Source organism: Rhizobium mesoamericanum STM3625 (assembly GCF_000312665.1).
GTDB classification, from domain to species: domain Bacteria; phylum Pseudomonadota; class Alphaproteobacteria; order Rhizobiales; family Rhizobiaceae; genus Rhizobium; species Rhizobium mesoamericanum.
In genome coordinates, this window is sequence record NZ_HF536773.1 from 199,620 (window position 1) to 226,410 (window position 26,791).

23 protein-coding genes and 1 pseudogene are annotated in these 26,791 nt (G+C 58.2%); 10 read left to right on the forward strand and 14 right to left on the reverse strand.

What is annotated here, in order from left to right; genetic code table 11:
* The first annotated feature begins 406 nt into the window (after positions 1 to 406).
* From BN77_RS21280 to BN77_RS21305, 6 genes are read left to right on the forward strand one after another with little or no spacing between them, the layout of a single operon-like run.
* Positions 407 to 1,246 (forward strand): transporter substrate-binding domain-containing protein, encoded by an 840-nt coding sequence (locus tag BN77_RS21280; protein ID WP_007535874.1) that lies wholly within the window; start codon positions 407 to 409, stop codon positions 1,244 to 1,246.
* 57 nt (positions 1,247 to 1,303) lie between these two features.
* On the forward strand, positions 1,304 to 1,966 hold the full coding sequence (locus BN77_RS21285; RefSeq protein ID WP_007535876.1) for an amino acid ABC transporter permease: 663 nt from the start codon (positions 1,304 to 1,306) through the stop codon (positions 1,964 to 1,966).
* 4 nt (positions 1,967 to 1,970) lie between these two features.
* On the forward strand, positions 1,971 to 2,630 hold the full coding sequence (locus tag BN77_RS21290; RefSeq protein WP_007535877.1) for an amino acid ABC transporter permease: 660 nt from the start codon (positions 1,971 to 1,973) through the stop codon (positions 2,628 to 2,630).
* 12 nt (positions 2,631 to 2,642) lie between these two features.
* A complete protein-coding gene (locus BN77_RS21295; RefSeq protein WP_007535878.1) occupies positions 2,643 to 3,413 on the forward strand; it encodes an amino acid ABC transporter ATP-binding protein in 771 nt (256 codons plus the stop codon).
* A gap of 36 nt (positions 3,414 to 3,449) precedes the next feature.
* A complete protein-coding gene (locus BN77_RS21300) occupies positions 3,450 to 3,839 on the forward strand; it encodes a RidA family protein (protein WP_007535879.1) in 390 nt (129 codons plus the stop codon).
* 13 nt (positions 3,840 to 3,852) lie between these two features.
* Positions 3,853 to 4,659 (forward strand): IclR family transcriptional regulator, encoded by an 807-nt coding sequence (locus tag BN77_RS21305; RefSeq protein ID WP_007535880.1) that lies wholly within the window; start codon positions 3,853 to 3,855, stop codon positions 4,657 to 4,659.
* 95 nt (positions 4,660 to 4,754) lie between these two features.
* Here the strand turns inward: BN77_RS21305 and BN77_RS21310 are convergent, their stop codons facing one another.
* The 9 genes from BN77_RS21310 to hemN form a co-directional block, all read right to left on the reverse strand.
* Positions 4,755 to 6,473, reverse strand: coding sequence for a glycoside hydrolase family protein (locus BN77_RS21310; RefSeq protein ID WP_007535881.1), 1,719 nt, complete (start codon positions 6,471 to 6,473; stop codon positions 4,755 to 4,757).
* 3 nt (positions 6,474 to 6,476) lie between these two features.
* Positions 6,477 to 7,361, reverse strand: a complete 885-nt coding sequence (locus BN77_RS21315) for a carbohydrate ABC transporter permease (protein ID WP_007535882.1) — start codon at positions 7,359 to 7,361, stop codon at positions 6,477 to 6,479.
* Entirely contained in the window at positions 7,354 to 8,286 is a 933-nt protein-coding gene (locus tag BN77_RS21320) for a carbohydrate ABC transporter permease (protein WP_007535884.1), read from the reverse strand. The genes BN77_RS21315 and BN77_RS21320 overlap by 8 nt, the downstream gene beginning before the upstream one ends.
* A 74-nt stretch (positions 8,287 to 8,360) precedes the next feature.
* On the reverse strand, positions 8,361 to 9,650 hold the full coding sequence (locus tag BN77_RS21325) for an ABC transporter substrate-binding protein (protein ID WP_007535889.1): 1,290 nt from the start codon (positions 9,648 to 9,650) through the stop codon (positions 8,361 to 8,363).
* Between the two features lie 36 nt (positions 9,651 to 9,686).
* Positions 9,687 to 10,697 (reverse strand): LacI family DNA-binding transcriptional regulator, encoded by a 1,011-nt coding sequence (locus BN77_RS21330; RefSeq protein WP_040678268.1) that lies wholly within the window; start codon positions 10,695 to 10,697, stop codon positions 9,687 to 9,689.
* Between the two features lie 164 nt (positions 10,698 to 10,861).
* Positions 10,862 to 11,095: a hypothetical protein gene (locus BN77_RS21335; RefSeq protein ID WP_007535891.1), complete on the reverse strand. Its 234-nt coding sequence runs from the start codon at positions 11,093 to 11,095 to the stop codon at positions 10,862 to 10,864.
* 55 nt (positions 11,096 to 11,150) lie between these two features.
* Positions 11,151 to 12,779, reverse strand: a complete 1,629-nt coding sequence (groL, locus tag BN77_RS21340; protein WP_007535892.1) for a chaperonin GroEL — start codon at positions 12,777 to 12,779, stop codon at positions 11,151 to 11,153.
* A 46-nt stretch (positions 12,780 to 12,825) separates the two neighbouring features.
* Entirely contained in the window at positions 12,826 to 13,140 is a 315-nt protein-coding gene (groES, locus tag BN77_RS21345; RefSeq protein ID WP_007535893.1) for a co-chaperone GroES, read from the reverse strand.
* A 383-nt stretch (positions 13,141 to 13,523) separates the two neighbouring features.
* Positions 13,524 to 14,876, reverse strand: a complete 1,353-nt coding sequence (hemN, locus tag BN77_RS21350; protein WP_007535894.1) for an oxygen-independent coproporphyrinogen III oxidase — start codon at positions 14,874 to 14,876, stop codon at positions 13,524 to 13,526.
* Positions 14,877 to 15,023: 147 nt separating this feature from the next.
* Here hemN and BN77_RS34940 point away from each other — a divergent pair.
* Both BN77_RS34940 and BN77_RS21360 read left to right on the forward strand, forming a co-directional pair.
* Positions 15,024 to 15,351: pseudogene (locus tag BN77_RS34940) on the forward strand (Crp/Fnr family transcriptional regulator); the annotation flags it as partial.
* A gap of 990 nt (positions 15,352 to 16,341) precedes the next feature.
* Positions 16,342 to 17,910, forward strand: a complete 1,569-nt coding sequence (locus BN77_RS21360; RefSeq protein WP_007535896.1) for a Na/Pi cotransporter family protein — start codon at positions 16,342 to 16,344, stop codon at positions 17,908 to 17,910.
* Positions 17,911 to 18,086: 176 nt separating this feature from the next.
* On the opposite strand, the gene BN77_RS21365 is transcribed toward BN77_RS21360, so the two are convergent.
* The 5 genes from BN77_RS21365 to BN77_RS21385 all read right to left on the reverse strand — a co-directional run bounded on the left by BN77_RS21365 (position 18,087) and on the right by BN77_RS21385 (position 22,297).
* Positions 18,087 to 18,539: a universal stress protein gene (locus tag BN77_RS21365; RefSeq protein ID WP_007535897.1), complete on the reverse strand. Its 453-nt coding sequence runs from the start codon at positions 18,537 to 18,539 to the stop codon at positions 18,087 to 18,089.
* A gap of 295 nt (positions 18,540 to 18,834) precedes the next feature.
* The gene (locus BN77_RS21370; RefSeq protein ID WP_040678598.1) at positions 18,835 to 19,158 is read right to left on the reverse strand and encodes a DUF6665 family protein; all 324 of its coding nucleotides are present in this window, start codon (positions 19,156 to 19,158) and stop codon (positions 18,835 to 18,837) included.
* A 675-nt stretch (positions 19,159 to 19,833) separates the two neighbouring features.
* Positions 19,834 to 20,118: a DUF1236 domain-containing protein gene (locus BN77_RS21375; protein WP_007535899.1), complete on the reverse strand. Its 285-nt coding sequence runs from the start codon at positions 20,116 to 20,118 to the stop codon at positions 19,834 to 19,836.
* An 81-nt stretch (positions 20,119 to 20,199) separates the two neighbouring features.
* Complete coding sequence (locus tag BN77_RS21380) at positions 20,200 to 21,510, reverse strand: hemolysin family protein (protein ID WP_040678599.1); 1,311 nt, start codon at positions 21,508 to 21,510, stop codon at positions 20,200 to 20,202.
* Between the two features lie 205 nt (positions 21,511 to 21,715).
* Complete coding sequence (locus tag BN77_RS21385) at positions 21,716 to 22,297, reverse strand: DedA family protein (RefSeq protein ID WP_007535901.1); 582 nt, start codon at positions 22,295 to 22,297, stop codon at positions 21,716 to 21,718.
* 220 nt (positions 22,298 to 22,517) lie between these two features.
* Here BN77_RS21385 and BN77_RS21390 point away from each other — a divergent pair, with 220 nt between their 5' ends.
* Both BN77_RS21390 and BN77_RS21395 read left to right on the forward strand, forming a co-directional pair.
* A complete protein-coding gene (locus BN77_RS21390) occupies positions 22,518 to 25,592 on the forward strand; it encodes an AAA family ATPase (protein ID WP_007535902.1) in 3,075 nt (1,024 codons plus the stop codon).
* Positions 25,576 to 26,787 (forward strand): YcaO-like family protein, encoded by a 1,212-nt coding sequence (locus BN77_RS21395; protein WP_007535903.1) that lies wholly within the window; start codon positions 25,576 to 25,578, stop codon positions 26,785 to 26,787. The genes BN77_RS21390 and BN77_RS21395 overlap by 17 nt, the downstream gene beginning before the upstream one ends.
* The last annotated feature ends 4 nt before the right edge of the window (positions 26,788 to 26,791 follow it).

Consider the following 26,791-nt stretch of genomic DNA (forward strand, 5'->3'; position numbering starts at 1 on the left):
GGCCTTTGCAGCCCGCATAAGCCCACATCACTCCGGCACGCCCGCTCAAGGTGAGCGTTTACGGAACCCCAGGAAATGCCATTCGCCGGTAATAGCGCCAAGGCAAGTTGCGACTGTTGTGCTGCAATCCTGATCGCGCGAGCCAGCAGTCTTTACGGGGTATGCCGATGCCTGCAGGGGCCGACAGCTTTGAGAAAGCCCGGACCAAGTTAGATCAAGGAATACTCGTTGAAGGCAGCGACCTCGGACGCAGGGAAATGCTTCGCTGCCAATTGATTGAGCTCGCGGTTTTTTTGGCGGCCTGCCTTGACAAGGCATCGCCTATGACGCTTCCTATGTAAATCCAATAAAACAGACAGATGTCCGGAATATTGGACACTAGCAAAATGTTCACAAGGGGAACGTCATGACATCTTCTTTTCGTGTCGGCCTGATCGCTCTGGCCGCAACCACAATCCTTGCCAGCCCGGTTTTTGCAGACGGGAGCAAGCTCGACGAAGTGCTCGCTCGCGGTCACCTCGTCATGGGGACTGGCAGCACCAATGCGCCCTGGCATTTCAAGAGCGCCGATGACAAGCTCCAGGGATTTGACGTCGACATGGGCCACATCATCGCCAAGGCGCTCTTCGGAGATCCCGAGAAGATCGAATACGTCAACCAGTCCTCGGACGCTCGTATTCCAAACATCACCACCGACAAAGTCGACATCACCTGCCAGTTCATGACGGTGACGGGCGAGCGCGCACAGCAGATCGCCTTCACGATCCCGTACTATCGTGAAGGTGTCGGCCTGATGCTCAAGGCCGATGGCAAATATGCCGACTACGCTGCGCTTAAGGCTGCAGGCTCATCGGTGACGATTTCGGTTCTGCAGAATGTTTACGCCGAAGCCATGGTTCATGCCGCGCTTCCCGAAGCGACCGTCGACCAGTATGACTCCGTAGACCTGATTTATCAGGCACTGGAATCCGGTCGTGCCGACGCTGTGGCTACCGACCAGTCCTCGCTAGCCTGGTACATGACCCAGAACCCCGGCAAGTACAAGGATGCTGGCTTCGGCTGGAACCCGCAGACCTATGCCTGCGGCGTCAAGCGCGGTGACCAGGATTGGCTGAATTTCGTCAATACCGCCCTTCACGAAGCAATGACCGGCGTTGAATTCGATACCTACGCCAAATCGTTCAAGACCTGGTTTGGCAAGGATCTGACGCCTCCGCAAATCGGCTTCCCGGTCGAATACAAGTAACTGGCAAAATGGAGCGGGGCTGCCAATCCCGCTCCCGCTTCTGGAGGGCAGCCTGTCATGGGTTATACGCTGAATTTTGCGGCCGTTTGGCGCAACTTCGATTTCCTGCTCAGCGGCTTGATGTTGAGCCTCGGCTTGGCGGTGACCTCGATTTTAATCGGGGCTATCCTGGGTCTTTTTGTCGCTTTCGCACTGCTCTCCAAGAACCGCATCATCGCCGTGCCGGCGCGCTCCTACGTTACTGTGATCCGAAATCTTCCGATTCTCGTTCTGGTCCTGTTTGCGTTCTTTGCGCTGCCTCAGATGGGCCTCCGGCTCGACAAGATAAAGAGCTTCGTCCTGGTTTTGTCGCTCTACTCGGGAGCGTATCTGGCGGAGGTCTTCCGCGCTGGACTTCTTTCGATTCCAAAGGGATTGACGGAAGCCGGAATGGCGATTGGTTTGACGTCAATGCAGATACGCACTTCGATCATAGCGCCACTGATGATCCGCAACGTTCTCCCTTCGCTGTCCTCGACGATCATCTCTCTCTTCAAGGACACATCGCTTGCCGCAACGATCGCCGTACCCGAGCTGACGTTCGCAGCACGCAAAATCAACGTCGAAAGCTTCCGTGTTATCGAGACCTGGATAGTCACGTCAGGTCTCTATGTCGTCACCTGTTTCCTCATTGCCGCCCTGATGCGCCTTGTCGAGCGGCGGCTGGCATTGCCGAGGTAAGCCAATGTCTCAGACCTTTCTCGATCAGCTTTGGATCGCCCGCCATGTCATCCTCAATGGCATCGCGATGACGGTATCGATCTCCCTCCTGGCCATTCTCGCCGGCTCCGTGCTCGGGATCTTCGTGGGTCTGGCTCTGGTTTATGGAAACGGACTGCTGCGCCTGATCGTGCGGGCCTATACGGACGTGATCCGTGGCACGCCGGTTTTGGTGCTTGTCCTCGCCAGCTATTACGTTTCGAGCGCCGTGGGCATCGAATTGGGACCTTTCGCAGCGGGCGTTCTGGCGCTCGCGATATTTTGCTCCTCCCACGTCGGTGAGATCGTTCGCGGCGCGCTACAAGCCATTCCGAAGGGGCAGACCGAAGCGGCGAAAGCGATCGGTCTAACGTTCACGCAGACATTCACCTCCGTCCTTTGGCCCCAAGCACTGCGCCAGTGCCTGCCAGCCTGGGTCAATACCGCGGCGGAAATGGTCAAAGCATCGACGCTGCTGTCGGTTATCGGTGTCGCGGAGCTGCTGTTGCGCACACAGGAGATCATCTCCCGCAACTTCATGAGTCTGCAGTTCTACTTCCTGGCGGGAGCTCTCTATTTCGTCGTCAACTTCGGTATCGAGCGTTTCGGCAAATTCGTCGAGCGCAAGACTGCCCTTCCATCCTGAGGAGGCCGATCGATGGCCAAGACAATGCTTGAAATCAAGGGGCTGCGCAAAACGTACGGCCAACACGAGGTTCTCAAAGGCGTCGACTGCTCCGTTGAGGAAGGCGAGGTCATCTCGATCATCGGCTCATCCGGCTCGGGTAAGACCACAATGCTGCGCTGCGTGAACATGCTGGAGGAATTCCAGGGCGGCACGATCAGCCTCGATGGCGAAGAGATCGGTTACCACGTTCAAGGCTCGACGCGGCGGCGCAAGAGCGAGAAGGAGATTGCCCGTCAACGCGCTCTCACCGGCACGGCTTTCCAACAGTTCAACCTCTTCCCTCACATGACTGCAGCCCAGAACGTCATGCTCGGGCTCGTCAAGGTCAAGAAGATGCCGAAAGCCGAAGCGCGCGTAATCGCAGAGCGTTGGCTCGATCGCGTCGGGCTGTCGGCGCGGACCAATCATTACCCAGGCCAGCTTTCCGGTGGTCAGCAACAACGTGTGGCAATTGCTCGTGCAATCGCAATGTCACCGCGTCTTATGCTGTTCGATGAAGTGACCTCAGCTCTTGATCCCGAACTGGTGGGTGAAGTGCTGCAGGTAATAAAGGGTCTTGCGGCAGACGGCATGACCATGCTGCTGGTCACCCATGAGATGCGTTTTGCCTTTGAAGTATCATCGCGGGTCATCTTCATGAATCAAGGGGTCATCTGCGAAGAGGGTGATCCAAAGGAGATGTTCGTGAAGCCCAAGACGGCGCGCCTGGCCGAATTCCTCAAGACCTCGAGCTTCAACTAGAAAAGCCAGCTTCAACTAGAAAAGAAAGTGAAAAGAATGACGATCAAGCGTTATGGGGCCGGTGAGACAGGCGCAGGCGGACAACCACTCCCCTTCGCCCGAGCAACCGAAGCAGGCGGCTGGCTGTATGTGTCCGGTCAGGTCCCTATGGAGAAAGGTGAGATCGTCGGTGGCGGAATCGTTGCCCAGAGCCGAAAGGCGATCGAAAACCTGATTGCCATTCTCAATGAGGCGGGCTACAGCCTTGAAGACGTTGTGCGGGTGGGCGTGTGGCTTGACGATCCACGCGATTTCTGGAGCTTTAACGGTGTGTACGCCGAGTATTTCGGTGGCAACCCTCCAGCCCGCGCTTGCGTCCAGTCGCGCATGATGGTCGATTGCAAGGTCGAGGTCGACTGCGTGGCCTACCGTGCGGATCGTACCTAGTTTGGAGAAAAGCATGGCTGAGGCTGGTGTCGACACGGTATCTCGGCGCACCCGGGGACTGGATCGCGCGTTCGAGATTCTCGAATTCCTGCGCGTGAGGCGTCAGCCCATGCGTCCGAACGAGATTGCAACCGAGATCGGCGCGCCGCGCTCCTCGGTCTACGAGCTCGTCAACCTGTTGCTCAGCCATGGCATGCTTGATTACTTTCAGGATGACGGCCGGGTTTATCTCGGTCGTCGGCTTTATTTCCTTGGCACGGCCTATGCCGAACAGTTCGACCTCATGCGCGAATGCGAGCGCATGCTGATCCGCCTCGCGGAGGAAACCCGTGAAACGGCACAGATGTGCCTCCTTGAGGGCCGGAAGTATACTGTCGCCATGATGCGTGAGGGTATCCGCCCGTTCCGAATTTCCTCGAACGTCGGTGAACTCGTGTCCATTCCCTGGACTGCCTCAGGGCGGCTGCTTGTGTCGCACCTTTCCGATCAGGAAATTCTCGATTTCATCCCGCCGGACGATTTCACGCTTCCCGACGGAAGGCGTCTTGATCCGGCAGATTTCATTAGCCAGGTCCGCGGCGCAGCGCGCGATGGATATTTCACCTTCAACAGTGAGGTCGAAAACTTTACCCACTGCTTCGCCGTGCCAATCTATCAAGCCGACGGCACGTGCATCGCCACGCTCTGTCTCGTGGCACCGCGGGAGGATGGCCTACGCAACCGCACAGAATATCTGAAGAGCCTGCTTTCCGCAGCGAACGAGATTTCCGAGAAGCTCGGATATCATCCGGTCGATCGGAGGGTCGCCTCACGCGTCTGATCCTCGCGCAGATCCCGTGGGCGCCCTTGACCTGCGAAACAATCCGGTGATCACCAAATCGGTCGTTCGATGCGCTTCGCCCGATAGTCTCTTCCTCAAATTAAAAGCTTAAGCTGCCAGACGCGGGCGCCGGAGATCGCTCCCCTTGGCGCCGCAAGGCGTACGGAGGTTACGGGCGAAACGCTTGGCAGCCGCTTCGTCCCTACCCAACGGCCGTTATCCGCGAAGACCTCGATGGAGCCTGCATCAAGGAAAACACGCACCGTCGATGGCCGTGCGCCCGTCGCAAGATAACGGGGCGACGCCTTGGCGTTACGATCGCCGAAAAGTATCTCTAGCCCTTCGGTGTCCAAGCGCACTCCAAGGTCGATGTCTGGGTGCTCGAAAACCAACTCGAACGGCGTCCCCGGCATCACCAGATCAAGTTCGATCTCGACCGCGCCGCTCAGAAGTGTCACCCGTTCGCCGGTGGCCAGGAGGCCGGCCTCGTCGATCTGCAAATGCCGCAGACTAGTCACGCTCTCGACGGGAGGTGTCAAAACCGAACAGCCGTCCCATAAAATCCGACGCGGCAACGTCATTGCGGTTGCGAAGTCCTCCTTCTTCGAAACATCCGTCCAGTTTGCCAGCCAGGCAATTCCGACCGGACCGCCGTCGTCTACGAAGGCTTGGAATGCATAGGCGTCAGAGCCGAAATCGAGCTCCTGCTCGGCTTCGCGTTCGAAGGTCCTGCCATCGAAGCGGCCAACAGTGATGCTGGTGAGGTTGCGCCGGCCCGTTTTCGGGTCTCGGCTCGTTAGCAGGCCGAAGACCAAAGCCCAACGCGTCTCAGGATTTTTGCGCTCGCCGAGCGGCAGAATACACGGGCATTCTGCCGCCGTCATGCCATAGCGATCCTCCCGATGGAGTGTGCCGACAAAGGTCCATCCACCAGCACCTTTTGGATCGAGCGTCTCGTAGAGGAGAACGACCCCACCCGCCTTGTCGCGGCTGCCGAGAAGCATCTTCCAATTTCCATCCGGGCCTTCGAAGACATAGGGATCCCGGAAATCGAGCGTCAGGTCCAATCCCTCAGGCCGTTTAGGCACGATCACAGAAGGAGCCTGCGCAGAAATACCATCGTGACTTAGGGCGGACAGTTGGATCTGTTCTTCCGGCTTGCGGTCGCGTACCTGCTCGGTGAAGAAAACGCGAATGCTCTCCCCAGTCCCGATTCCCGGTATCGCTGAACCCGAAAAGGCGCCACCCCGTCCATCGTCGCGTTGCGAGAGTTCGTCGGATGGGAAAAGGAAAACCGGCAAATGCTTCCAGCGGATGTAGTCTTTTGAGATCGCGTGTCCCCAATGCATGGTGTTCCAGCGAAGGCTGTGAGGATAGTGCTGGTAGAAGAGATGCACCTGCCCGCCAAAACGACCAAAGCCGTTCGGATCGTTCATCCAGCCGAAGGGCGGACGGAAATGGTAACCGTCCGTAAGGATAGGAGGCGCATTCCGTGATGCCTGATGCAAGATGAAAATGCCTTCGTCTCGAACGGTCAATGGGTGAAATGCGTAGATGACCGAGACCGAAGCCTCCAGCGGGTTAAAGCTCAGCACCGCTTTTCCGCCTTGGGAGAGTTCCAATTCGCGAAACTCAAATTCGTCGGTTCGAGTCGTAACAACACTTGCTAGTTCAATATCTTCGACGGCGACCCTTAAGTCGGCCATGAGACCTGGCCGGCATGATTTAAGCCACAGATGAATGACAGTTCCCGCGTCGAGATCTGCTTGGATGATTTGCAGAGCGGATGGAATGGACGTGGCTTGGTAAGTCATCAATCAACCTTTCACGGCAGAGCCTACGAACGAGCTTACGAACCAGCGCTGGAACGCGAGATAAAGGGCCAGGATGGGGATCATCATCAGAACCGAAGCCGCCATGGCCCGATCCCAGTAAATGCTGTCCTGACCGAAGAAGGTGGCAATCGCGACCGAGATCGGTCGGGCATAGTCTGTCTGTGTCACGAGCGTCGGCCAGAGATACTGGTTCCAGCTTTCGATACCCATCAAGATCGATACCGTTGCGAGAGCGGGAAGGCTGAGCGGCAGGTAGACCGAGCGGTAGATCCTGAAAATCGAAGCTCCGTCGATCTCCGCCGCTTCATAGAGCTCCTTCGGAAGTTGGGCGAAAAACTGGTAGAAGAGGAAGATGTATAGCGGGCTTGCGACCCAAGGCAGGATCTGGACCGCGAAAGTGTCCGTCAATCCCGCACGGGACATCATCACGACCAGCGGCATGATGATGCTTTCCTGCGGGATGACGTAGAGCGCGACGACGAGTGACAAAAGCACCGCCTTGCCGCGAAGAGAACCCCAAGCGAGGATGAAGCCGGCCATGGAGTTGACGATAAGGCCTGACCCAACGGTAACGGCCAGGATAACCAAGGAATTGAAAAGATAGCGACCGAAGGCGAGTTCACCGGAAAAGTTCGCGATCTCTTTGAAGTTGGACAGGGTCGGGTTGGAGACCCAGAAGGCGCGAAAGCTACCCATGTCCGCCAGAATCAGAAAGCGGTCATCCTTGAGGCTCGCGATCAAAAGCATGAAGAGGGGCGAGATCACGACGAGCGCGATGATAAAGATGCAAACCGTCTGAACGATGCGAAGCGAGATCTTGCCGGAGCGCTCGGCGGTCACGACACGAGGGAGAGCGATATCAGACATCGAAGCGTCTCAGCAGTTGGCGCTGAAGTAACGCGATTACAAGGACGATGACGAAGAGGATCACCGAGACGGCGGAGGCATAACCGAGCTTCTGCTGCTCGAAACCGGTTCTCACCATGTAATGGACGACCGTTTCCGTGCTACCGCTCGGTCCACCCTGGGTCAGGATGGCCACTTGGGTATAGAGCTTGAAGGCCTGGATCGTGGTGATGACAAGCACGAAGACGTGGGTCGGCCGCAATCCCGGCATCGTCACATGCCAGAACCGCTGAAAGACGTTGGCCCCGTCGATCCTTGACGCGTCGTACAATTCGTCTGGAATTCCCTGAAGACCGGCTAGATAGACGATCATCTGGAAACCATAGGCCTGCCAGGCTGACAGAAGGACGATCGAAAACATCGCCCACCTGGGATTGCCGAGCCAGTCTATCGGCTGGATGCGACCTGCAGAAACGAAGCCGATGATCTGGTTTAGCGGACCGCTCGGATACTGGAAGAGCGTGCCCCAGATGACGCAGACCACAACCATCGATGTGATTGCGGGCAGAAAGAACATGCCGCGAAGCAGATTGCGGCCGGGAATCTTCTGGTGGAGCAGCAAAGCCGTGGCAAATGCCATGCCGCACTGGATCGGAAGGACCCAGATAGTGAAGCGCGTCACGTTCCACAACGAGGTCCAGAAGAGCGGGTCGTTGAAAATGCGGATGAAGTTTTGCATGCCGATGAACCGAACCGGTGTCGGCCGCGGCACCAGCGGCTGATTGGTCATCGACGTCCAGAACGACAAGAGGAAAGGCGCAATCAGAAAGCAGGCAAGCAGGAGGACTGCCGGCGCAATCATCAGCATCTCCTGCGTCAGCCGGTGAGGATCCCGGCGCCCGCCGACGTGCGGTCGGGCAGCGGCAGGTGATTGTTGCAGTCTCATCGTCCCCTCCTCGTGGTTTGTTCTGTGATGACAGTGTTTTTCGGGGCCGGACTTCCCGGCCCCGGGTTCGGTCCCTATTGCAGGGAGTCGAACGGCGGGTAGCCGTCATTGTCCTCGATATCTTCGTCGATCTTCTGGGCGGCCTCGGAAAGCGCCTGTTTCACATCGCCACCATTGAAGGCCTTGTCGACGGCTTGCATAAAGGCAGACGTGATCGCTGGATAAGCAGGGTGCGGCGGACGGGCAACCGCGGTCTTCGAGGCTTGCTCGAAGGCCACCGCCATTGCGCCGCCCGGCGCATAGAGCGGCGAGGATTGAGCGAAGCTCTTCAGGCCCGGGAAGGCCGACTCGTGCTTGGCGTATTCGCGATAATCCTTGTCCTTCAGCAAGAAGCTCAGGAACTTTCCGGCAACGTCGGGATGTTCGGAGGTCTTTGTGATTCCCCAGATCCAGGTGCCGTTGGGGCTGACGCCCTTGTCGCCCAGCTTCGGCAGCGGCATGACGACAATTTCGTCCTTCATCGCGGCTGCGGCTTCCGCGTAGAACCAGTGCCCGCCAAGCGCAAGCGCTGCCGGGCGACCTTCGGTATAGAATTGATTGGTGCCTGACGATCCAGGTACCACCCAGCCGTTCTTGACCCAGGTCTGCATCATCGTGAGCGCCGCAACGCAGGCGTCGCTGTCGAGTGTACCCGTCGCCTTCCAGGTCTTGCGGTCGATCAGGTCGCAACCGGCGCTTTCAAGCAATGGACCATACGCGTAAGTAATCCACTCCGTCTTGATACCGTATCCGCGGAAGGTGTCGATCGGCCATTTCACGCCACCAAGCCTGGAGAGTTTTTCAAGATACCCTTCGAACTCTTCTTTCGTCCAGGCATCGTCCACGGACTTCGGGATACGCGCGCCAATCGCCTCCAGGTACTTCTTGTTGCCGTAGAGCACAACTGACGAGTCCGTCAGGCCGACTGCGTAGAGTTCCTTGTCAACGGGATACGTCCCCTGCGACACGTTCGAGGACGTCATGTCGTCGATGACGTCCTTGTCGATCAGCGACTTAATCGGACGCAGATAGCCCGACCAGGCGTAATTGGCGAGAAAGGGCGCATCGATTTCCATGATGTCCGGCAGTTGTTTGGACATGACGGCGGCACTGAACTTCTCATTGTAAGCGTCATGTGGCGCATAGATGAATTCGATGTCGACGTCGGGATTGGCCTCCTCGAAGCGCTTTGCGACTTCGGCATAGGCCTTGACCCACCCTGGATCGCCCTGGTGCATCATGTGGATGACAGTCTTTGCTTCGGCCGTGGTTGCTGCCAACGAAGCCGCGGTTACAAGCAGAACCGGTAGTAAACGTTTACCCATCATATTCTCCTCCTCTTGATAGACATGCTTCGAAAGTTAAATGGAAGACCGCTCCACAAGCTGGAACGGCAGCTTTCGCAATTTTGGCCCGCCGGCTTCTTCCGCCAGCAGAATCCCGGCGGCCAGACGGCCCATGGCGCGGTGCGGCAGCGCCATGGTCGTCAAGGGTGGATCAAGCCGCGAGGCGATTTCGATCTGATTGTCGAAGCTCCCGACAGCGACATCGTCCGGTATGGAGGCCCCTACCCGACGCAGCGCAGAATAGACCTCCATGGCGACGCGATCGTTGCCGCACAGGATGGCATCAGGCCTTTCGCCGGCCTCCATCAACGCAGTCACATGCAACTGGACTGAGCTCGATGCGCGATCGTTGTAAATCGCGCGGCGGACGGCTGGGAGGACGGCAATAGGAGAAAGCCCCGCTGCTGCAAGGGTCGTTCGAAAGCCCCGCTCGCGTAGCTCCCCGGCAAGGATCCCAGGAAGATTGATGAAGGCAATCCGTCGCCGTCCGGCAGCGAGCAAGTAACGGGTCATCTCTGCTGCTGCCTCCTCCTCGTCCGGCACGAGCGAGGTCACGCGATCGCCAGCTTCCCGGCAGTTGATCATTACACCAACGCTCTTCGATAGTTCCGGAGGCAGTGACACCGTCTTGTGATACATCGCTGCATACGCGATCGCTCGTGGACGGAACCGGCGAACTTCCTCGAGAACAGAAGCAACGCTACGGCCTCCACTTAAGTTCATGGCGAACACTGCCATCTCAGCGCTGCGCGCTGCACCATCGAGACCGCGAATGATTTCCGTGGCGAAGGGCGAGGTGATGAGTTCGTCTGCGACGACGCCAATCAGGGGCAGCCATCCCTGCCTTACGCCGCGAGCAGCAAGATTGGTGACATAACCGAGTTCCTCGGCGATCTGCTTGATCCTTGCACGAGTGACGTCTGACATGCGCGCCGATCCGCCATGCAACGCACCCGAGACCGTCTTTACAGATACTCCCGCCCTCTCCGCTATATCCGCAAGCGATGCCGTCAATCTTCGCTCCATGGGTTATCGGTTACCCAATACCGTTCCCTTGCACCAAATGTCAATAGCTGGGCATCCTTAGCCGGTCATTAATCGGCCAACTGCGATCAAGCCGCCGTCGCTTGCCCCGGGGGCGAACGAAGCTCATCGACGTCGGTCACGAAAAGTCTGCCCGAAAAGCCATCCTACCCTGTCGGTTGGAAGAGGCCGCGCGCCGCCTCGACCATCGACTGCAGTTGCTTGGGATCGCGAACGCCCTGTCGGTAGAGCGAAATGATGATGCTCGCGATGAATTCGGCTTCCGGGCTATCCTTTGTTACATGATGATCTGTTCTGATCTCGTCGAAAACGAGCTGGCAAGTTTCGAGATCGCGAGAGTCCAGCGGCACCTGCGATCGGTTTATGATCGTTGGAACCATCCCACTTTCCTCCGAATAGGCCCGCCCGGGTCGGGCGGGCCAGTATCGAATGCTCTTAGAAATCCATGCCGGGAGCACTCGGCATTGGCGAAGCAACATCCTTCTTGGGCTTCTCGGCGATCATTGCTTCGGTGGTGACGAGAAGGCCGGCGATGGAAGATGCGTCCTCAAGGGCGGTGCGAACAACCTTGGCCGGATCGATCACGCCCTGCGCAAACAAGTCGCCAAATTCGCCCGTCTGAGCGTTCCAGCCATACGAAAACTCGCTCCTTTCGCGCAGCTTGCCGACGATAAGCGAGCCTTCCGCTCCGGCATTTTCGGCGATCTGGCGGACAGGGGCCTCGATTGCCCGGCGAACGATGTCGACGCCGACGCGCTGATCGTCATTGGCAGTTTCGACATTGTCGAGCGCCTTGATGGAGCGCAACAGCGCCACGCCGCCGCCCGGCAAGATACCTTCCTCGACCGCCGCGCGAGTTGCATGAAGGGCATCGTCAACCCGATCCTTCTTCTCCTTCACTTCGACTTCGGTCGAGCCACCGACGCGGATAACGGCAACGCCGCCTGCGAGTTTGGCAAGACGCTCCTGCAGCTTTTCGCGGTCGTAGTCCGAGGTGGTTTCTTCGATCTGGGCCTTGATCTGGGCAACGCGACCGGAGATTTCGGACTTCGAGCCCGCGCCATCGACAATGGTGGTGTTCTCCTTCTCGATCGAAACCTTCTTGGCACGGCCAAGCATGTTGAGCGTCACATTTTCAAGCTTGATGCCGAGATCTTCGGAAATGACCGTACCGCCGGCGAGGATCGCGATATCCTCGAGCATGGCCTTGCGGCGATCGCCGAAGCCCGGAGCCTTGACAGCAGCAATCTTCAGGCCGCCGCGCAGCTTGTTGACGACGAGCGTCGCAAGTGCTTCGCCTTCGACGTCTTCAGCGATGATGAGGAGCGGCTTGCCGGTCTGAACGACAGCTTCCAGGATCGGCAGCATGGCTTGCAGGTTCGAAAGCTTCTTTTCGTGGATGAGGATATAAGGATCTTCGAACTCGACCCGCATCTTGTCGGCGTTGGTAACGAAGTACGGGCTGAGATAGCCGCGGTCGAACTGCATGCCTTCGACGACTTCGAGTTCGGTTTCAGCGGTCTTGGCTTCCTCGACGGTGATAACGCCGTCATTGCCGACCTTTTCCATGGCTTCCGCCAGGAAGCGGCCGATTTCCGGGTCACCATTGGCCGAGATCGTCCCGACCTGGGCGATCTCGGAATTGTTTGAGATCCTGCGGGCATTAGCCTTCAGCTCCGCAACGAGAGCATTAACAGCGAGGTCGATACCACGCTTCAGGTCCATCGGGTTCATGCCTGAGACAACTGCCTTTGCGCCTTCGCGAACGATGGCCTGAGCGAGAACCGTTGCGGTCGTCGTGCCATCGCCGGCTATGTCGCTCGTCTTTGAGGCCACTTCCCGGACCATCTGGGCTCCCATGTTCTCGAACTTGTCTTCAAGCTCGACTTCCTTGGCGACCGAGACGCCATCCTTGGTGATGCGCGGAGCACCGAAGGACCTGTCGATCACGACGTTGCGGCCCTTGGGGCCGAGCGTTACCTTCACCGCGTCAGCGAGAATGTCGACACCACGCAGCATCTTCTCGCGGGCTTCCGTGCTGAATTTGACGTCTTTCGCAGCCATTTTTTCCACTCCTGTTTGACAGCTTGACTGAGGAACTGAGAACGCCTCAGGCGGCCTGCATTTGCTCGGTCTGGCCATCGATGATGCCCATCACGTCGCTTTCCTTCATGATCAGCAGCTCCTCGCCGTCGATCTTGATCTCGGTGCCGGACCACTTGCCGAACAGGATGCGGTCGCCCACCTTGACATCGAGCGCCTGGATCTGGCCGGCATCGTTGCGTGCGCCCGCACCCACAGCAAGGACTTCGCCTTCCTGCGGCTTTTCCTTGGCGGTATCGGGAATGATGATGCCGCCCTTGGTCTTCTCCTCGGTGTCGACCCGGCGGACAAGGATGCGGTCATGAAGCGGTCGGAATGACATGGTTTCCTCCAATGGACACACAGGATGACGTTGTTGCCCTGCCCGGACCGGATGACCGGGCGGTGCACGGCCTCGCGCGAGGTCTTTGCGCAAAATGATCTGGTTTTGTCATTTTTCGATTTCAAGAGGTCCGGACGGGAAAATTAGCACTCTCTGCTCGAGACTGCTAACTGGTCTGCGGGGGGAGCTCCAGCGTAGAGATAGAGATGGTCATCAACAGGGGTAAGTGCATCAACCTCGATGGGTCCGCTGTCGTAGAGAATGACTTGCTTCCGTTAATGCACATAACCGATTGCGCGACACGTTAAACCGCGTGCAGGCGAGCCGCGGCCGCTCCCGATGACCACACTCCGCAGCTCGATTCTGATTGTCTCGCCTTGCCTTCAAGCCGCCTTGCTGTGCGTGCGACCATGAGAACCAAAGTAGGCATCAAAGGCGGCGGCCACGGCGCGAACCATAAATCGCGACCGCTGTGCAACGGAAACGCGACCATCACATATGGTCACGACTCCGTCCGCCTCCAGATCCTTGAGACGGTCGTTGCGATCGAGGAGAAAACCTGCATCGTAGCCGAACTCACTGGTGAGCTGATCGAGATCGACTTCAAAATCACACATCAGGCGTTCGATAACTTTTGCCCGCAATTTATCCTCGCGCGTCAAGAGGTATCCTTTGGCGGTGGGTAGTACACCAGCTGAGACCCGCTCGGCGTAAAGACCGATAGGAACATGGTTTTGGATATAGCCGGTCGGCAAACGTCCGATAGCGGAAGCTCCAAGACCGACAAGGGTGTTACATGTGTCCGTGGTGTAGCCTTGGAAATTCCTGCGCAGAGTACCCGTGCGCGCGGCGATCGCCAGCTCGTCATCCGGCAGTGCGAAATGATCGAGCCCGATGCGCACGTAACCTGCCTTCGCGAGTTCGTCCGCAATCGCTTCCGCCTGATCGTTTCGCTCGGAGGCGTCGGGAAGTGCTGCTTCATCGATAAGGCGTTGGTGCTTCTTGAAGACGGGGATGTGGGCGTAACCGAAGACGGCTAGTCTTTCCGGCCTCAACGTCGTCGCCAATGCAACCGTTTCAACGCATGAACGAACGCTCTGGTGCGGAAGGCCATAAATGAGATCGAAGTTGATGCTCGAAACGCCCACCGCGCGGAGTCCCAAAACGGCAGCCTGCGTCTGCTCGAAGCTCTGGACGCGGTTGATCGCTTCCTGCACGATGGGGTCGAAACTCTGCACGCCAAGACTTGCGCGATTGACGCCGTTTTCCCCGAGCGCTTGGATCATAGGGGTCGTCAGGGTACGGGGATCGATCTCCACCGCCACGCTGGTCTGATCCTCGAGTTCGAAGGCGCTCTTCAGCTTGTTCATGAGGTCAGCAAATTCATCGGGCTTCATGATCGTCGGCGTGCCACCGCCGAAATGGATGTTTTTCACGGGAACTGAATTGCCGACGGCAAACGCCACCAATTCGATCTCATGCTTCATCGCACCCAAATACTCATGAACCGGAGCATCCTGTCGGGTGATCGTCGTGTGGCACCCACAATACAAGCACATGGAGCGGCAGAACGGCACGTGCAAATAAATCGAAACCGGTCCTGCTGTCCCCGCATCCGCAAGGCCTCGGGCATATTCATCCGGGCCAACGGTAGCAGAAAACGCTGGAGCGGTCGGATAACTGGTATAGCGCGGCAGCCGCGCGTCGCCGTACTTCGTGACCAAACAGTCTGACATCCGCGAGTTCCTTTCAACGATCACGAGGTGCTTATGACGCGTCAGGCATGGCGTTTCCTTGTTCCAAGTCAATGAGGAGAGGCTCTGCTACGGAAAATGGTGAAGATTGGTCCGGCCCTACAGCCATCGTCCGGGTCGAAGTCCGGGGCAACGCTTGCAATCCAGACCATCGGAGAGGCTTGAAGAGGCCCATAGCCGGATCCTCGAGATGCCGACCGAAGAAGTCGAAATGCGTGTCCCATTTCGTGCTGAGGCTTTCCAAACAAGCAGGCAAGCCGGTGGGCGGCGCGGCCATTCGCATCGATTTTCAAGTTTCCCGACAGGACATCGCGGAACTGGCGGGGACAACTCTGCACACCGTTGACGTACTCTAAGCGCGTGGAAATCAAGAGGAATCGTGCAAGGCGGCCGTCAAAAACCGACAATCTGCGACCCGCAGCGGTTGCTAAAATTAGCAGAAGGCGGGTGTGACTAGGATCAGGCGTGGCAAATCTGCTCGCAATCGATCGGGTGATTGCCCGCGATGTTCATTCTACAATAAGACGCGACATCCCCCTTTGCGCGGAGCTGGATGAACACTCATGATGGCTGGCTTAGGCAGACGCACTCTGCACGCCCGGAGCGTTTCACTTCAATACCATGAGACGTGGGCTGCTATCGCCGCCTGCTGATGCGATGCATGTCCACAACGCGACCGTCGCTCCGCCTTACGGCAATCTCGAACCGGTTATTGCCTCGCCACGCGCGGTAAATAAAGAAGCGTCCATGGCAATCTATACGCCGGACATCCCTAAAGCCCCGGTTGCGCAGTAGCCTTTCACCCTGGCTACAGCTAATTCCCCTGCCTCTGTTGAGATTGCTTCCTATACTGATAGTGACGTTGGTTTGCGCGCTTGCCGCCGCCGGAGGCAGTATCGGCGTCGATAGCAGTATCAAAGCAAGTCCTAGTGGTACCCACACAGTTTTGCGCAAAGCGTCCTCCCTGACGAAAAAATTCGTTCCACCCGAAAAGAAATGGACTTTTGGGCGTTCGCTTCAACCCCAAGACGTTGGCGTTTGAACATGGGCGATGTCACGTTATCTTATTGTCTGAGTGAAAGCGGTGAGCCGTGAGAATCCGGTACGTGTTCCGCGCTTCGTCTCAACGTGGCAACAACACCGCGACGTGGTTGCGATCAACGACGCCCGCCTTGCCCTCTTTCTGGGGCTTGGTATTCTTCCTCGTCGCGGAGGCCGAGCAATTTGGCATTCGGGGAGTTTACGCTGGCCGGCGCGCCGGTTCTCTTGGAGACGCCAGCCCATAACCGGACGATCGGTGCCGCGCGCCGGCTGTGGTCATATTGCGGGTCGGGCCGAGCCTGCTGCAATCCTGACGTGCTCAGGAGGGGGACAAGCGATGCGAGGGCAGAATATTCACAGCAGCGACATCAGGATTGGCCCCAGTCCGAGATAGGAGGTTCGTTCGATGACCGCCTCGGCTGTGGTGACGCTGATGGGTGGATTGGGCCTGTTCTTGTTAGGCATCCACCACCTGACCGAGGGTCTGAAAAGCCTTGCGGGCGAATCGCTACGTCGCGTGCTCCAGCGGCTTGTCGCGGGCCGGTTCAGCGCCGTCGCTTTCGGTGCACTTTTCACAACAGCCACCCAGTCTTCGACAGCGACAAGCCTCACAGTGATCGGCTTCGTCAGCGCTGGACTGGTTACCCTCCCGCAGGCGATCGCGGTGATCGCGGGGGCGACCCTGGGAACGACCTCGACGCCCTGGATGGTGGCGATATTCGGTTTTCGCGTCCGAATAGCCGACGGAGCACTGCCGATCCTTGGAGTTGGTGCCTTTCTTTGGCTGATTGGGAGCGGGAGGATGCGATCGCTAGGGGCAATCTTGGCCGGCTTCGGGTTGATTTTCACCGGCATCGAATACCTCCAGACAGGCATGAACGGGGTATCATGGAATCTCGAAGCATTCGCAGGCGAGGGTATCGGCTCGATGTGGATGCTGGCCGGAATAGGCGTCCTGATGACCCTGGTGATGCAGAGCTCAAGTGCCGCCGGCGCGACCACGCTTGTTGCGTTGAACGCGGGCTCGCTGACGTTCGTGCAGGGATGCGCGATGATCGTTGGGCAAAGTGTTGGCTCGGCCGCAACCACCGCCTTGGTCACAATTGGCGGCAGCCTTGCGGTCCGCCGGGCAGCACTCGCGCACATCGCTTTCAGCTTGATCGTCGGCGTTCTAGCCATGGTGTTTATCGCTCCGCTCTCCGCCGCGGCGAATTGGGTGGGCGCGGGCCTCGGCGACGTCGATGGTGTGTTGGGACTTGCGGCGTTCAGCAGCATCTTCAAGTTCGCAGGGATCGTCGTCTTTTATCCCTGGCTCGATCACTTCGCACGGTTCATTGTCAACATTTATGGCGATGAAAATGATACGGCCGTCAGCCGTCTCGATCCGGCCATTGCCAAAGCGGGAGGCGCCCTCGCCATCGAGGCTGCATGGCGCGCAACACTCGAGATTGCGTTGGGCGCGGTCCATGCCATCCGCCGCCGGCTTGTCGGCGAATCCGTCGTTTACGAGCCGCCGCTCGAAGCTGTTCAATCTATCGAGCGTTTCCTTGAAACGCTCTCCCTGGAAACGACGGATCTGGGCACCATTGCACCACGCTTAGTTCGGCTTTGCCATGCACTCGATCATCTCTCCCGGCTGCATGTCGACGTCATGCGCATCCCGCCCGTTGCAAGCGGTTGGAAGCCCCCTGACGGCTTCGCAGCAGGCGCCGTGGCGCTTGGCGCGTGGCTCGAGCAGTCCAGGGATCCAAAGGCTGTACCCGCCCCAACCGTTTACAGCGCAATCGAAGCTGCCTCGAAACAACTCCGTAGAGAAAGTGAGATCAGTCGAACGAAACTGCTCGAAGACATAGCGTTGCAACGTACGTCAATGGCCGCCGCCCGCGCAGATCTGGATCTTATGGCGTGGGCGAATGGGACTCTTTACCACGCATGGCGGTTGGCAGAGTCGTTAAGAGCTGCCTCCGGCAAGTAACGAAGGTCTTGATCTGGCAATCGACACTTAGCACCCAAAGCTTGCCAAACGCCGGCGCGCCGCCCCGATACCTCTCGAACTACGGCGCCCCTCCCCGGCAAGGCCCGAGTAGAAGCAACTGTGAGACACACCTGGCTCAATGTGATCGAAACTCGCATCGGTCGCTATCGTCGGCTTCAGCGCACTACCAACACAGGTACGGGGCTATTTGCCAGGACTTCCGATGTCTGGCTTCCGAGCAGCAGTTTCCTGAAGCCTCTGCGGCCATGTGACGCCATGACGATCAGACTGCAGCCACGAGCCTTGACCAGATCGATGATCGCTTCGGCCGGGTAGGCTTCCGGGACGTGGACAGTGTCCACCGATACACCGAGGTTTTCTGCTGTCGCTTTTACCGCCGCCAGCACATTTTGAGCTGTTTCCGCTTGACCGGCTTCATATTGAGCCATTTCACTCGGCCCTGGAATATATGCCCCGGCAATCCCGGCGTGAACGGAGAGTGGGAACCGTTCCGTTGCCATGATTACGGTCACGCGGGCGTTGAGGCTCTTTGCAAGCGACAGCCCATGATCGATCCCCTTTTGGGCCAATTCCGATCCATCAGTGGAAATGAGAATATGGTTGTACATCCTCGTCCTCTCCGAGCGATCTCAAATATTTTGTGAGTCTTGGCCTTTCTGCAAAACTGTCAACGTGATTTTACTTTACCATCGCCTGGGCATGCCGAGGTGGCCGGACCACCCGTCAACAGAAACGCCTGGCTTGGAGCGTAGGGACAAATTCCTTACCCGGCCGTCATGACAGCAAAATGGAAAGACGCCGCCTGATGCGGTGAACACCGCACTGCTGTGGTGGGAGGACGTTCCATAGTCCCAACAGAAGGCCGCCGTGCTCGCCGTCTTATCTTTAGAATCGCTCCACCGATCACTTGCGCGCCGCGCCAAGCCTTGCCAGAACCTCGCCAGGGATCTGATAGAGGCTGACGACATCCTTGTCATTGCGGAGTCCACAGATCTCGCGCTGGATAAACAACGCCCAGACCGCGTCGGAAGCCTCGTCAAGCAGGGTTTGTCGATCGGTCTTGTGATTGTTCTCCGGCGACCATGATGCCAGCCTCACCAACGCAGTCTCCACTTTACGCCCCTGGCGGCCCAACACGTCCGCCCGCGCGGACGCAAGCTCGTATTCCAGGGGATTGAGCCCGGCGCTGGCCGACGTCGAGATTGATCGTGGCGGCCTGAGACTCACGACGCCTCCTTCCTCGGATATCGTGCATGCCTTGTCATTGTTGGCACAGCCGCGGTCATCGGCACAAACGAGCTGCGGCAGTCGGATTTTGCCCGACGGCACCGAAAAAACAAGACGGACACTTCCTGGCGAACTGTCGAGCGCCACGGGGGAAACTGCTGGTCGCATCCATTCGGTCTCGATACCCCATGCGGCTGGAGAGCCGAAACGAGGCAGGCACTCCTGCTCGCAGGCGGCGCCATCAGCGCGTTCTGTTTTGCAGTCATTAGTGACGGCGATCATATCGCTCAACACTCTTTTCACCATACCTGCCATGGGCGACTGCGTGCAGCTACGCTCTTCCCGTCGCTTCGACGCGCGCAGTTGCGACCGCGATCTCTCCCACACCGGACCCCTAGCTGTCTAACAAGCTTTATCGAGCCTCACTGGCGGTGGCTTTGACCGGACCCGTGACTACCTGATAGCAGCGAGGCTGATCGGCGCCGGCTTGCCAGTTCTGAACTGGTTTTGCGATTATCTATCGCTACCCAGATGCCCGCCGTACTGATCGGGGGCGATATCTTCTTTGCTCCGCTGGCTCTCCACCCCACTAGAAGACCAGTCGAACTCGCATTTCGTTACGTAAGGTGGAGCCGGGTTCAATCACAATGTCAGCCAGCTCCACGATCCATTTGATTATTTGACGATTTCGACTACACGGTGCGTATGTGGATCGACGATCACGCGCTTCTTGTTGATCACCGTGTAAGCATATGCGTCATTGCTTGGAATTGTATGCACTTCAACCGAAGACGGCAGTTCCGTTCCGACCACGACATCGCCGTCGTAAGCAACGGATGGAACGTCCTGCTCGGTCACATAGGTACGCACCTCGCCAGGCACAGTCACGACCGTCGTTTGAGCTAGAGCGGTGCCGGTAAACGCCAGTGCCGCCGCGGCAGCTATTGTAAGAGCTTTCATATCTGCCTCCATATGTGAAAAGGGGGAACTCCCCTTTCACTTGAAGGTTCCGCGCAGAGAGAACGAGCGGGTCGGATAGACTTACTGAAGCGTTCGGCTTCCGACATCGTCGGGCGGCACTTCAGAGGTAAGGAGAAGCTTGTCTATTCTGCGTCCATCAAGGTCGACCACCTCGAATCGCCAACCATTCATCACGAAACTCTCGCCGACGTCAGGCAGATGCTTCATCTCTTCCAGCACGAGCCCGGCAACTGTCTGATAGTCCCTGTCAGTATCAATCTGAAAGCCCATGAAATCGGCAAACTCATCAATTGGCGTCCAGCCGGATACGAGATAGCTGCCATCGTGGCGGCGTACGATCGCCTTCTCGCCGATCGAGTCCTCCTGAACCGCGCCAAGAATTGCTTCCAGAATGTCGCCGGAGGTGATAACGCCTTCGAAGTGACCGTATTCGTCATAGACCAGCACCATGTGGCAGCGTGAGCGACGAATGGCCTGAATGACGTCGAGGGCGCCTGACAGATCTGATACGATCGGCACTTCCTGCGCAAGAGCGGCGATGTCGACATGGCCCGACGACGCAAGCGCGTCGTAGAAATCCTTAGTCAAAAGCACGCCGATGATTTCGTCGGAGCTATTCCTGCGCACCGGCAATCGCGCCTGGGCAGTCCGGCGGAGTTGGTCCCGAATCTCGGCAAAGCCATCCTCCACATCGATCACCTCAACGTCACGGCGCGGCGTCATTAAGGCTCTCGCACTTCGGTCTGCCAGGCGCATGACCCCGGAAATCATTGCCGACTCTTCCGTCTCGATGACCCCTGCGCTGTGGGCCTCCGCGAGCACTGTCTTGATCTCTTCATCGGTGACGGCATCGCCCGACTTGCCCGACTGCCCGAGAAGTCGAAGGAGGATCCGACCGGACACGTCGAGCAGCCAGACGAGCGGGGCTGCCAGACGAGACAGGAATATCATCGCTGGAGCAACCTTGCTTGCCACCGTCTCGGGCGCGCGAAGTGCAATCTGCTTCGGCACCAATTCACCAACGATTAGCGACAGGTATGTGATGGCAACGACGACTGAACCGACACCAAGCGCATCCGCCGCCGCTAGTGACAAGCCATGAGAGGCCAGCCAGCCGGAAAGTCGCGCACCAAGTGTAGCACCCGAGAAGGCGCCGGACAGCACGCCAACAAGCGTAATGCCGATCTGAACAGTCGATAGAAAACGTCCGGGCTCGTCTGCCAGCCGGATTGCCATGGCTGCCCCGCGGCTTCCCTGATCAGCAAGCACTTTGAGACGAGCAGGTCGCGCAGATACGACCGCGAGCTCGGACATGGCGAGGACGCCATTCAAGATCGTGAGAATAGCAACGATTGAAATTTCGAGAAGCAAAAAAGGGAATCCTGTAATTTCGTAACTACGCGAAAGATAGGCATTCTGCCGCAGAACACCAGCTTCCCGCTTGCCGCAAGCGCGTGTTTCTTTCGCTTCTTCAATATCGTCGATTGCTTGGCACCGGATCACCATGAGGAGTAGGCGCCCGATCAACGACAATAAGCCGTCGCCGGCTGTGAGCGCCACTGCTCGTTTGTCTTCCTCAGGTGCCGCCCGGGCGAGCGGAACGCCTCGCGACTTCTCGTCTGACGGCATAGGCAGTGATCGGAACAAGGATTGCAGCGAAGCCCAGAGCAATCAGCAGATGCAAGTGGAGTTGCAGCCGTCCGAGCAACGCCTCGACGGCTTGACCGGCCACGAACCCGATCGCGGTTATCAGCACGCCCCATGCGAGTGCAGCGATCGCATTTAGTATGACAAACCTGCGCGTAGAAACGCTTGAGACGCCGATTGCAATGGGGCTGATCGTTCGGATGCCGTAGATAAAGCGAAAGGCGAAAATGAAACCTGTCGGGTGAGCGTCGAGGAGCCGCGTCGCCCTCGCGACCGGCTCAGATCCAAGCAGCGTCTGAACATAGGACCATTTAGTGGCGTAGCGACCCGCGAAGAAGAGGACTTGATCTGCGGCAAACGATCCAAGACATGCAGCCAACGCCACCTGCCAGTAGGGAATGAGCTGCCTGTGGGCGAAAACGCCTCCCAGAAACGCTGCCGTTTCCCCTTCCACCGCAGCTCCAAGAAAAACGGCCAGGACGCCGTACTCACCAATCAGCCTTTCCAGCAACGCCCAACCTCCGGCGGCCCCACAATACGCAATCTGCCCTGAATTGCCCCTTGGGGCAATCTTAGCTGCGAGCAGGTGACCGACCCTTCGGGTGCGCCAAGCTGGTTGCGCCTGTGCTACCCAGCAATGCACAAGACTTCAATGCAATGATGCGCTCGCAACCCGCTAAGAATGTGTTAGCCTTACAGGGTGGTTTTTGCTAGCGGTCTGGGGAAGCGCGATGCAGGACAACGATCCGAACAGCGCCAGGAACCCATCGGCTAGGAGCGGCCGGAGGAAACCCGAAGTCGCAACCGATGCGATCGAGCGCCGGATCGTTACGGCGCTTTGTTACGATCTCGTCGATTCGACCGAACTCTTCCACCGCATGGATCTCGAAGATTATCGAGAATTGATATCGGCGTTTCAATCGGCCGCAAACAAATCTATCGCAGCGCATTCGGGGGTATTGCGGGTGGAAGCCGGCGATGGCGGGCTCGCCTTGTTTCCGACCGACCTCGGACCGCGGGATGCCGCCTCCCTTGCCATACGGGCAGGCTTGCAGATCGTCGAAACTTGCCGACACATTGGCGAGGCGGCAGGTCGCGCCGATCTGCAAGTTCGCGTTGGCATTGCGACGTCCATCGCCCTCGTCCAGGGACCTCAGGCGCAGGGCTGGAGCCAGGAGCCTGTTGTCGGCGTGGCGCTTGCTCTTGCCACCCGTCTTGAGACCGTCGCCGCTCCCAACACCGTCTTCGTGTCCGATGAAACCTGCAGGCTGGCTGGACGCTCGCATGCATTCTCGTTCGAGGGCATATGGAATCTGAAGGGCTTCGAAGCGCCGGAAAGAGCCTGGCGCGCGCTCGGCCATAAGAATGAAGTCGACAGATTCTATGCGTTTGGAAGACTGGGTAGCCCCTTTGTCGGCCGCACGGACGAACTCGGCACACTCTCGAAAGCCTGGAAGGGCGTCCTGGCCGGAACCGGGCAAACGGTCGTCATCGAAGGGGACGCCGGCATTGGAAAGTCACGCCTCCTTCACGAGTTCCGCAGATTAACGCGCGCAGAGCGGTCGAAATCCTTCCTCTTCCAATGCGTGCCAGGCGGCTTTCATTCGACACTCCATCCCCTGGTGAACAGCCTCACCGGCATGCCCGAAACGGGTGGACAATCGAAATTGACCGCATCCACAGTCGCTGGACGCTTTCGGCGCCACGGCATACGGCAAGACGATATCATCGAGATCTTCGCCTATATCCTTGGCGCCGAGGGGCGCAGCGAAAGCCTGGCGAGCATCAATCCCAAACTGATACGAGACCGAGCCAAAAACGCAATCTCACAGGTGCTGCGCGCCCTGTGTGAAGGCGGACCGGTTCTCATCGTGGTTGAAGATATCCACTGGATAGATCCGACCTCGCGCGAGTTTCTGATGGAGGCGGCTCGCACCATTCCTGGGCTGCCAATCCTTCTCATCGCGACGATGCGTCCGGAGCCTACTGTGGAATGGCTGGCGGAGACCAATCCTTCCCGATTGCTTTTGCGACCTCTCGGTGCTGACGAGACGCGGCTGGCGATCGAGCGCAATTGGCCACCACATCGACGGGCCGAATTTTCAGAGCTGTTTGAGGTTGCGGAACGAATTTCGGGGGGAGTCCCGCTCTTCATCGAGCAGATATGCCAATGGGTGTCCGAGACCAAGGTCGCCGACCAGGTGACGATGCCGAAGACTGCATCGACGACGCACATTTCGGCATTCGAAGAAATTCTCGAAGCGCGGCTCGGCCAATTGGGACCGATCCGGGATGTGGCGCGAGCTGGCGCCGTTGCAGGCTCCCGTTTCACCTTGCCACTGCTTCGTAGGCTGCTCCCGGACTATGGAAAGAAGGCATTGGCGACCGCGGCAGACACGCTGTGCGATACCGGTTTCGTAACGCATGTACGTGCTGGTGGAACCGTCACTTATGGTTTTCGTCACGCTTTAATTCAGGAAACGATCTACAAGCTGTTGCTGCGGAGGCAGAGCCAAACGCTCCATCGGCGTCTCTTTGACGCTCTGAGCGAGGACCCCACGATTGCGCCTTGGATCGATGTCGGCTCCCGTGGCGAACATGCCGAACATGCGGGCCTCAAGGAAACGGCCGTGGGACTGTTCATCTCGGCTGGTCAAGAAGCGGCCCGTCGGTCGGCCTTGGCAGAGGCCCGCCATCATCTCGAACACGCCCTCTCGATCTGCGACGATCTCGAAATGGTCGACCGGATTGATCGACTGCGGCTGACGGCGGTGACCGCATTGGGACCGGTGCTTGCCGGGGCGGTCGGCACGAACTCACCGCCGGCGCGCAAGCTTTACGAAGAAGGAGTGGAAATCGCCAATCGCCAGCCGCTGGAAGAGAAGTCGCGATGGTTTCCAATCTATTGGGGTTGGTGGCTGACAGGATCCGATTTTCTAACAATGCACGAGCGTGCCATGGAAGTGCAGGTCATGCTGGCGGGCGTTCAGGATCCGGAGATCCGCCTGCAGATGAACCATTGCGTCTGGGCAATCGACTTCAACCTCGGGCGTCATCGGGAAACGCAAAATGCGATACGCGAGGGCCTAGCCCTCTACGACATACAAAGGGCCTCCGAAGCGCGAACCATCTACGGCGGTCACGATGCGCGCGTCTGTGGACTCGGTCAACTGGCGCTTTCCTTGTGGCTGACGGGTCATGTTCATGAGTCCGATCGTGTGCTTCAGGAGATGATCCAATTCGCGAATGAGATCTCCCACCTGCCGAGCAAGGCACACTCTCTAGACACGGAGGCAGTCTCCGCCTTTTATCGCAATGACTACAAACGCTTGGCAGCTGTTTCGGAAGAGATGTCTGAATTTGCCAAACAGCACGAAATGCAGTCCCTCGTGGGCCTTTCGCATTTATTCGGGGGGTGGGCTGAGGCACATCTTGGAAATCTTGCGGGCGGCTATTTGAGGTTCTGCAAGGGGTTTGATCTTCTTGGAGAGCTCGGCGCGGTCATAGACTTGCCGATCTATCTCTCAATGCAGGCCGCAATGATCGGTCTTGACGGCAAGATCGATCGCGCCATCGAGGTGGCGAGCGAAGCGATCCACAAAGCAAGGGAAACCGGTCACGCCTATTGGCTCGCCGAGCTCTACCGCGTGCGCGCCATGCTGCATGCCCGCGCCGGTGCTTTACGCAATGTCGTGATGGCGGATCTGCATATTGCTGCAGAGACTGCCCAAGCACAGGGGGCAGCCGCACTCCAGCAGAGAATCCAGCAGTCGATCGAGGAGCTTGGTCTTGTTGTCGACCGGTGAGCAAAACTGCGCTGTTTCAGGGGACGAACTCTTCGACGAGTTTGCGGCAGAGATCTCCGCCAACTTCGGCACATCGTTGGCCCGCGAGGCAGATCCGCCAGACAAGTACCTGCGAAAGCTCCTGCCAATTTGCAGACAGGCAGGAATAACACGCATCGCAGACCTCACGGGGCTTGATCGGTTGGACCTGCCCACTGCCCAGGCAATCCGTCCAAATGCCCTTTCAGAGGTGACTTCGCTTGGTCGCGGCCAATCCATCACCCAAGCCGCCATCGGCGCGATCATGGAGACGCTCGAGCGCCATCATGCCGAATTGGTTCCGGCCAACAGCGCTGTCCTTGGAAGCGCCAATGAGCTCGCCATTCTGGAAGGCCTGTTCGATAATCAGCTTGCCGCCCAACCAACGCCCGCCTGGCGGCGAACACCAACCCTCTGGATTTCCGGTTATAACCTCGGCTCCGGGCAAAACCAGATGGTTCCTCTTGAACTTGTGCACACACGTTATACCGACCCGCCCCCGGACTTCGACGGGCTCTTCCTGCGCACGACGACAGGCCTTGCCTGCCATTCAACCTGGCATCAAGCAACAGCGCACGGTCTCTTCGAGTGCATAGAACGCGACGCAATTGCGAGAGCGTTCGACACGCACGGCTTCTTCGACAGATACCGGCTTGCTCCGGAAGCCCTCGGCCCCGCCGTCAGTCGCCTGACCGGTCTTTTATCGGCACATAATATATCGGCCGGGTTCTGGCATGCCCCCTCCCCGACTGGCGTTGCCGTCGTTTGGTGCCAGACCATCGAAATCGGTCCCGGTCATCCAGTGCTTGCATTGCCAACAGAAGGTTATTCGGCTGGGCAAGACCTCGCACAAGCGGCGGAAAATGCCTTGCGCGAGGCGCTGGCAACCCGCGCCGGAGCCATTTCCGGCGCTCGCGACGATCAGACGAGGCTCCACTATCACAAGCGCATCGACAGCATTGTTTCAAAGGCCCGGCAGCTCATCCTCAATCCAGATACTTTCATACAAATCGCAGAAGATCGTCCCGTGTCCACTCTTCAGGAACTGCTGAAACGTGTCACAGATGCCGGGCTTGAACCCGTTCTTGGGGTTCCGTTGGGTTCGAATTTTGACGCCCCTGTTCGTTGCGTCCGGGTGTTGATGCCGAGGGCTCGCCCTTTCAGCGTCGTGCGTTAGGAGG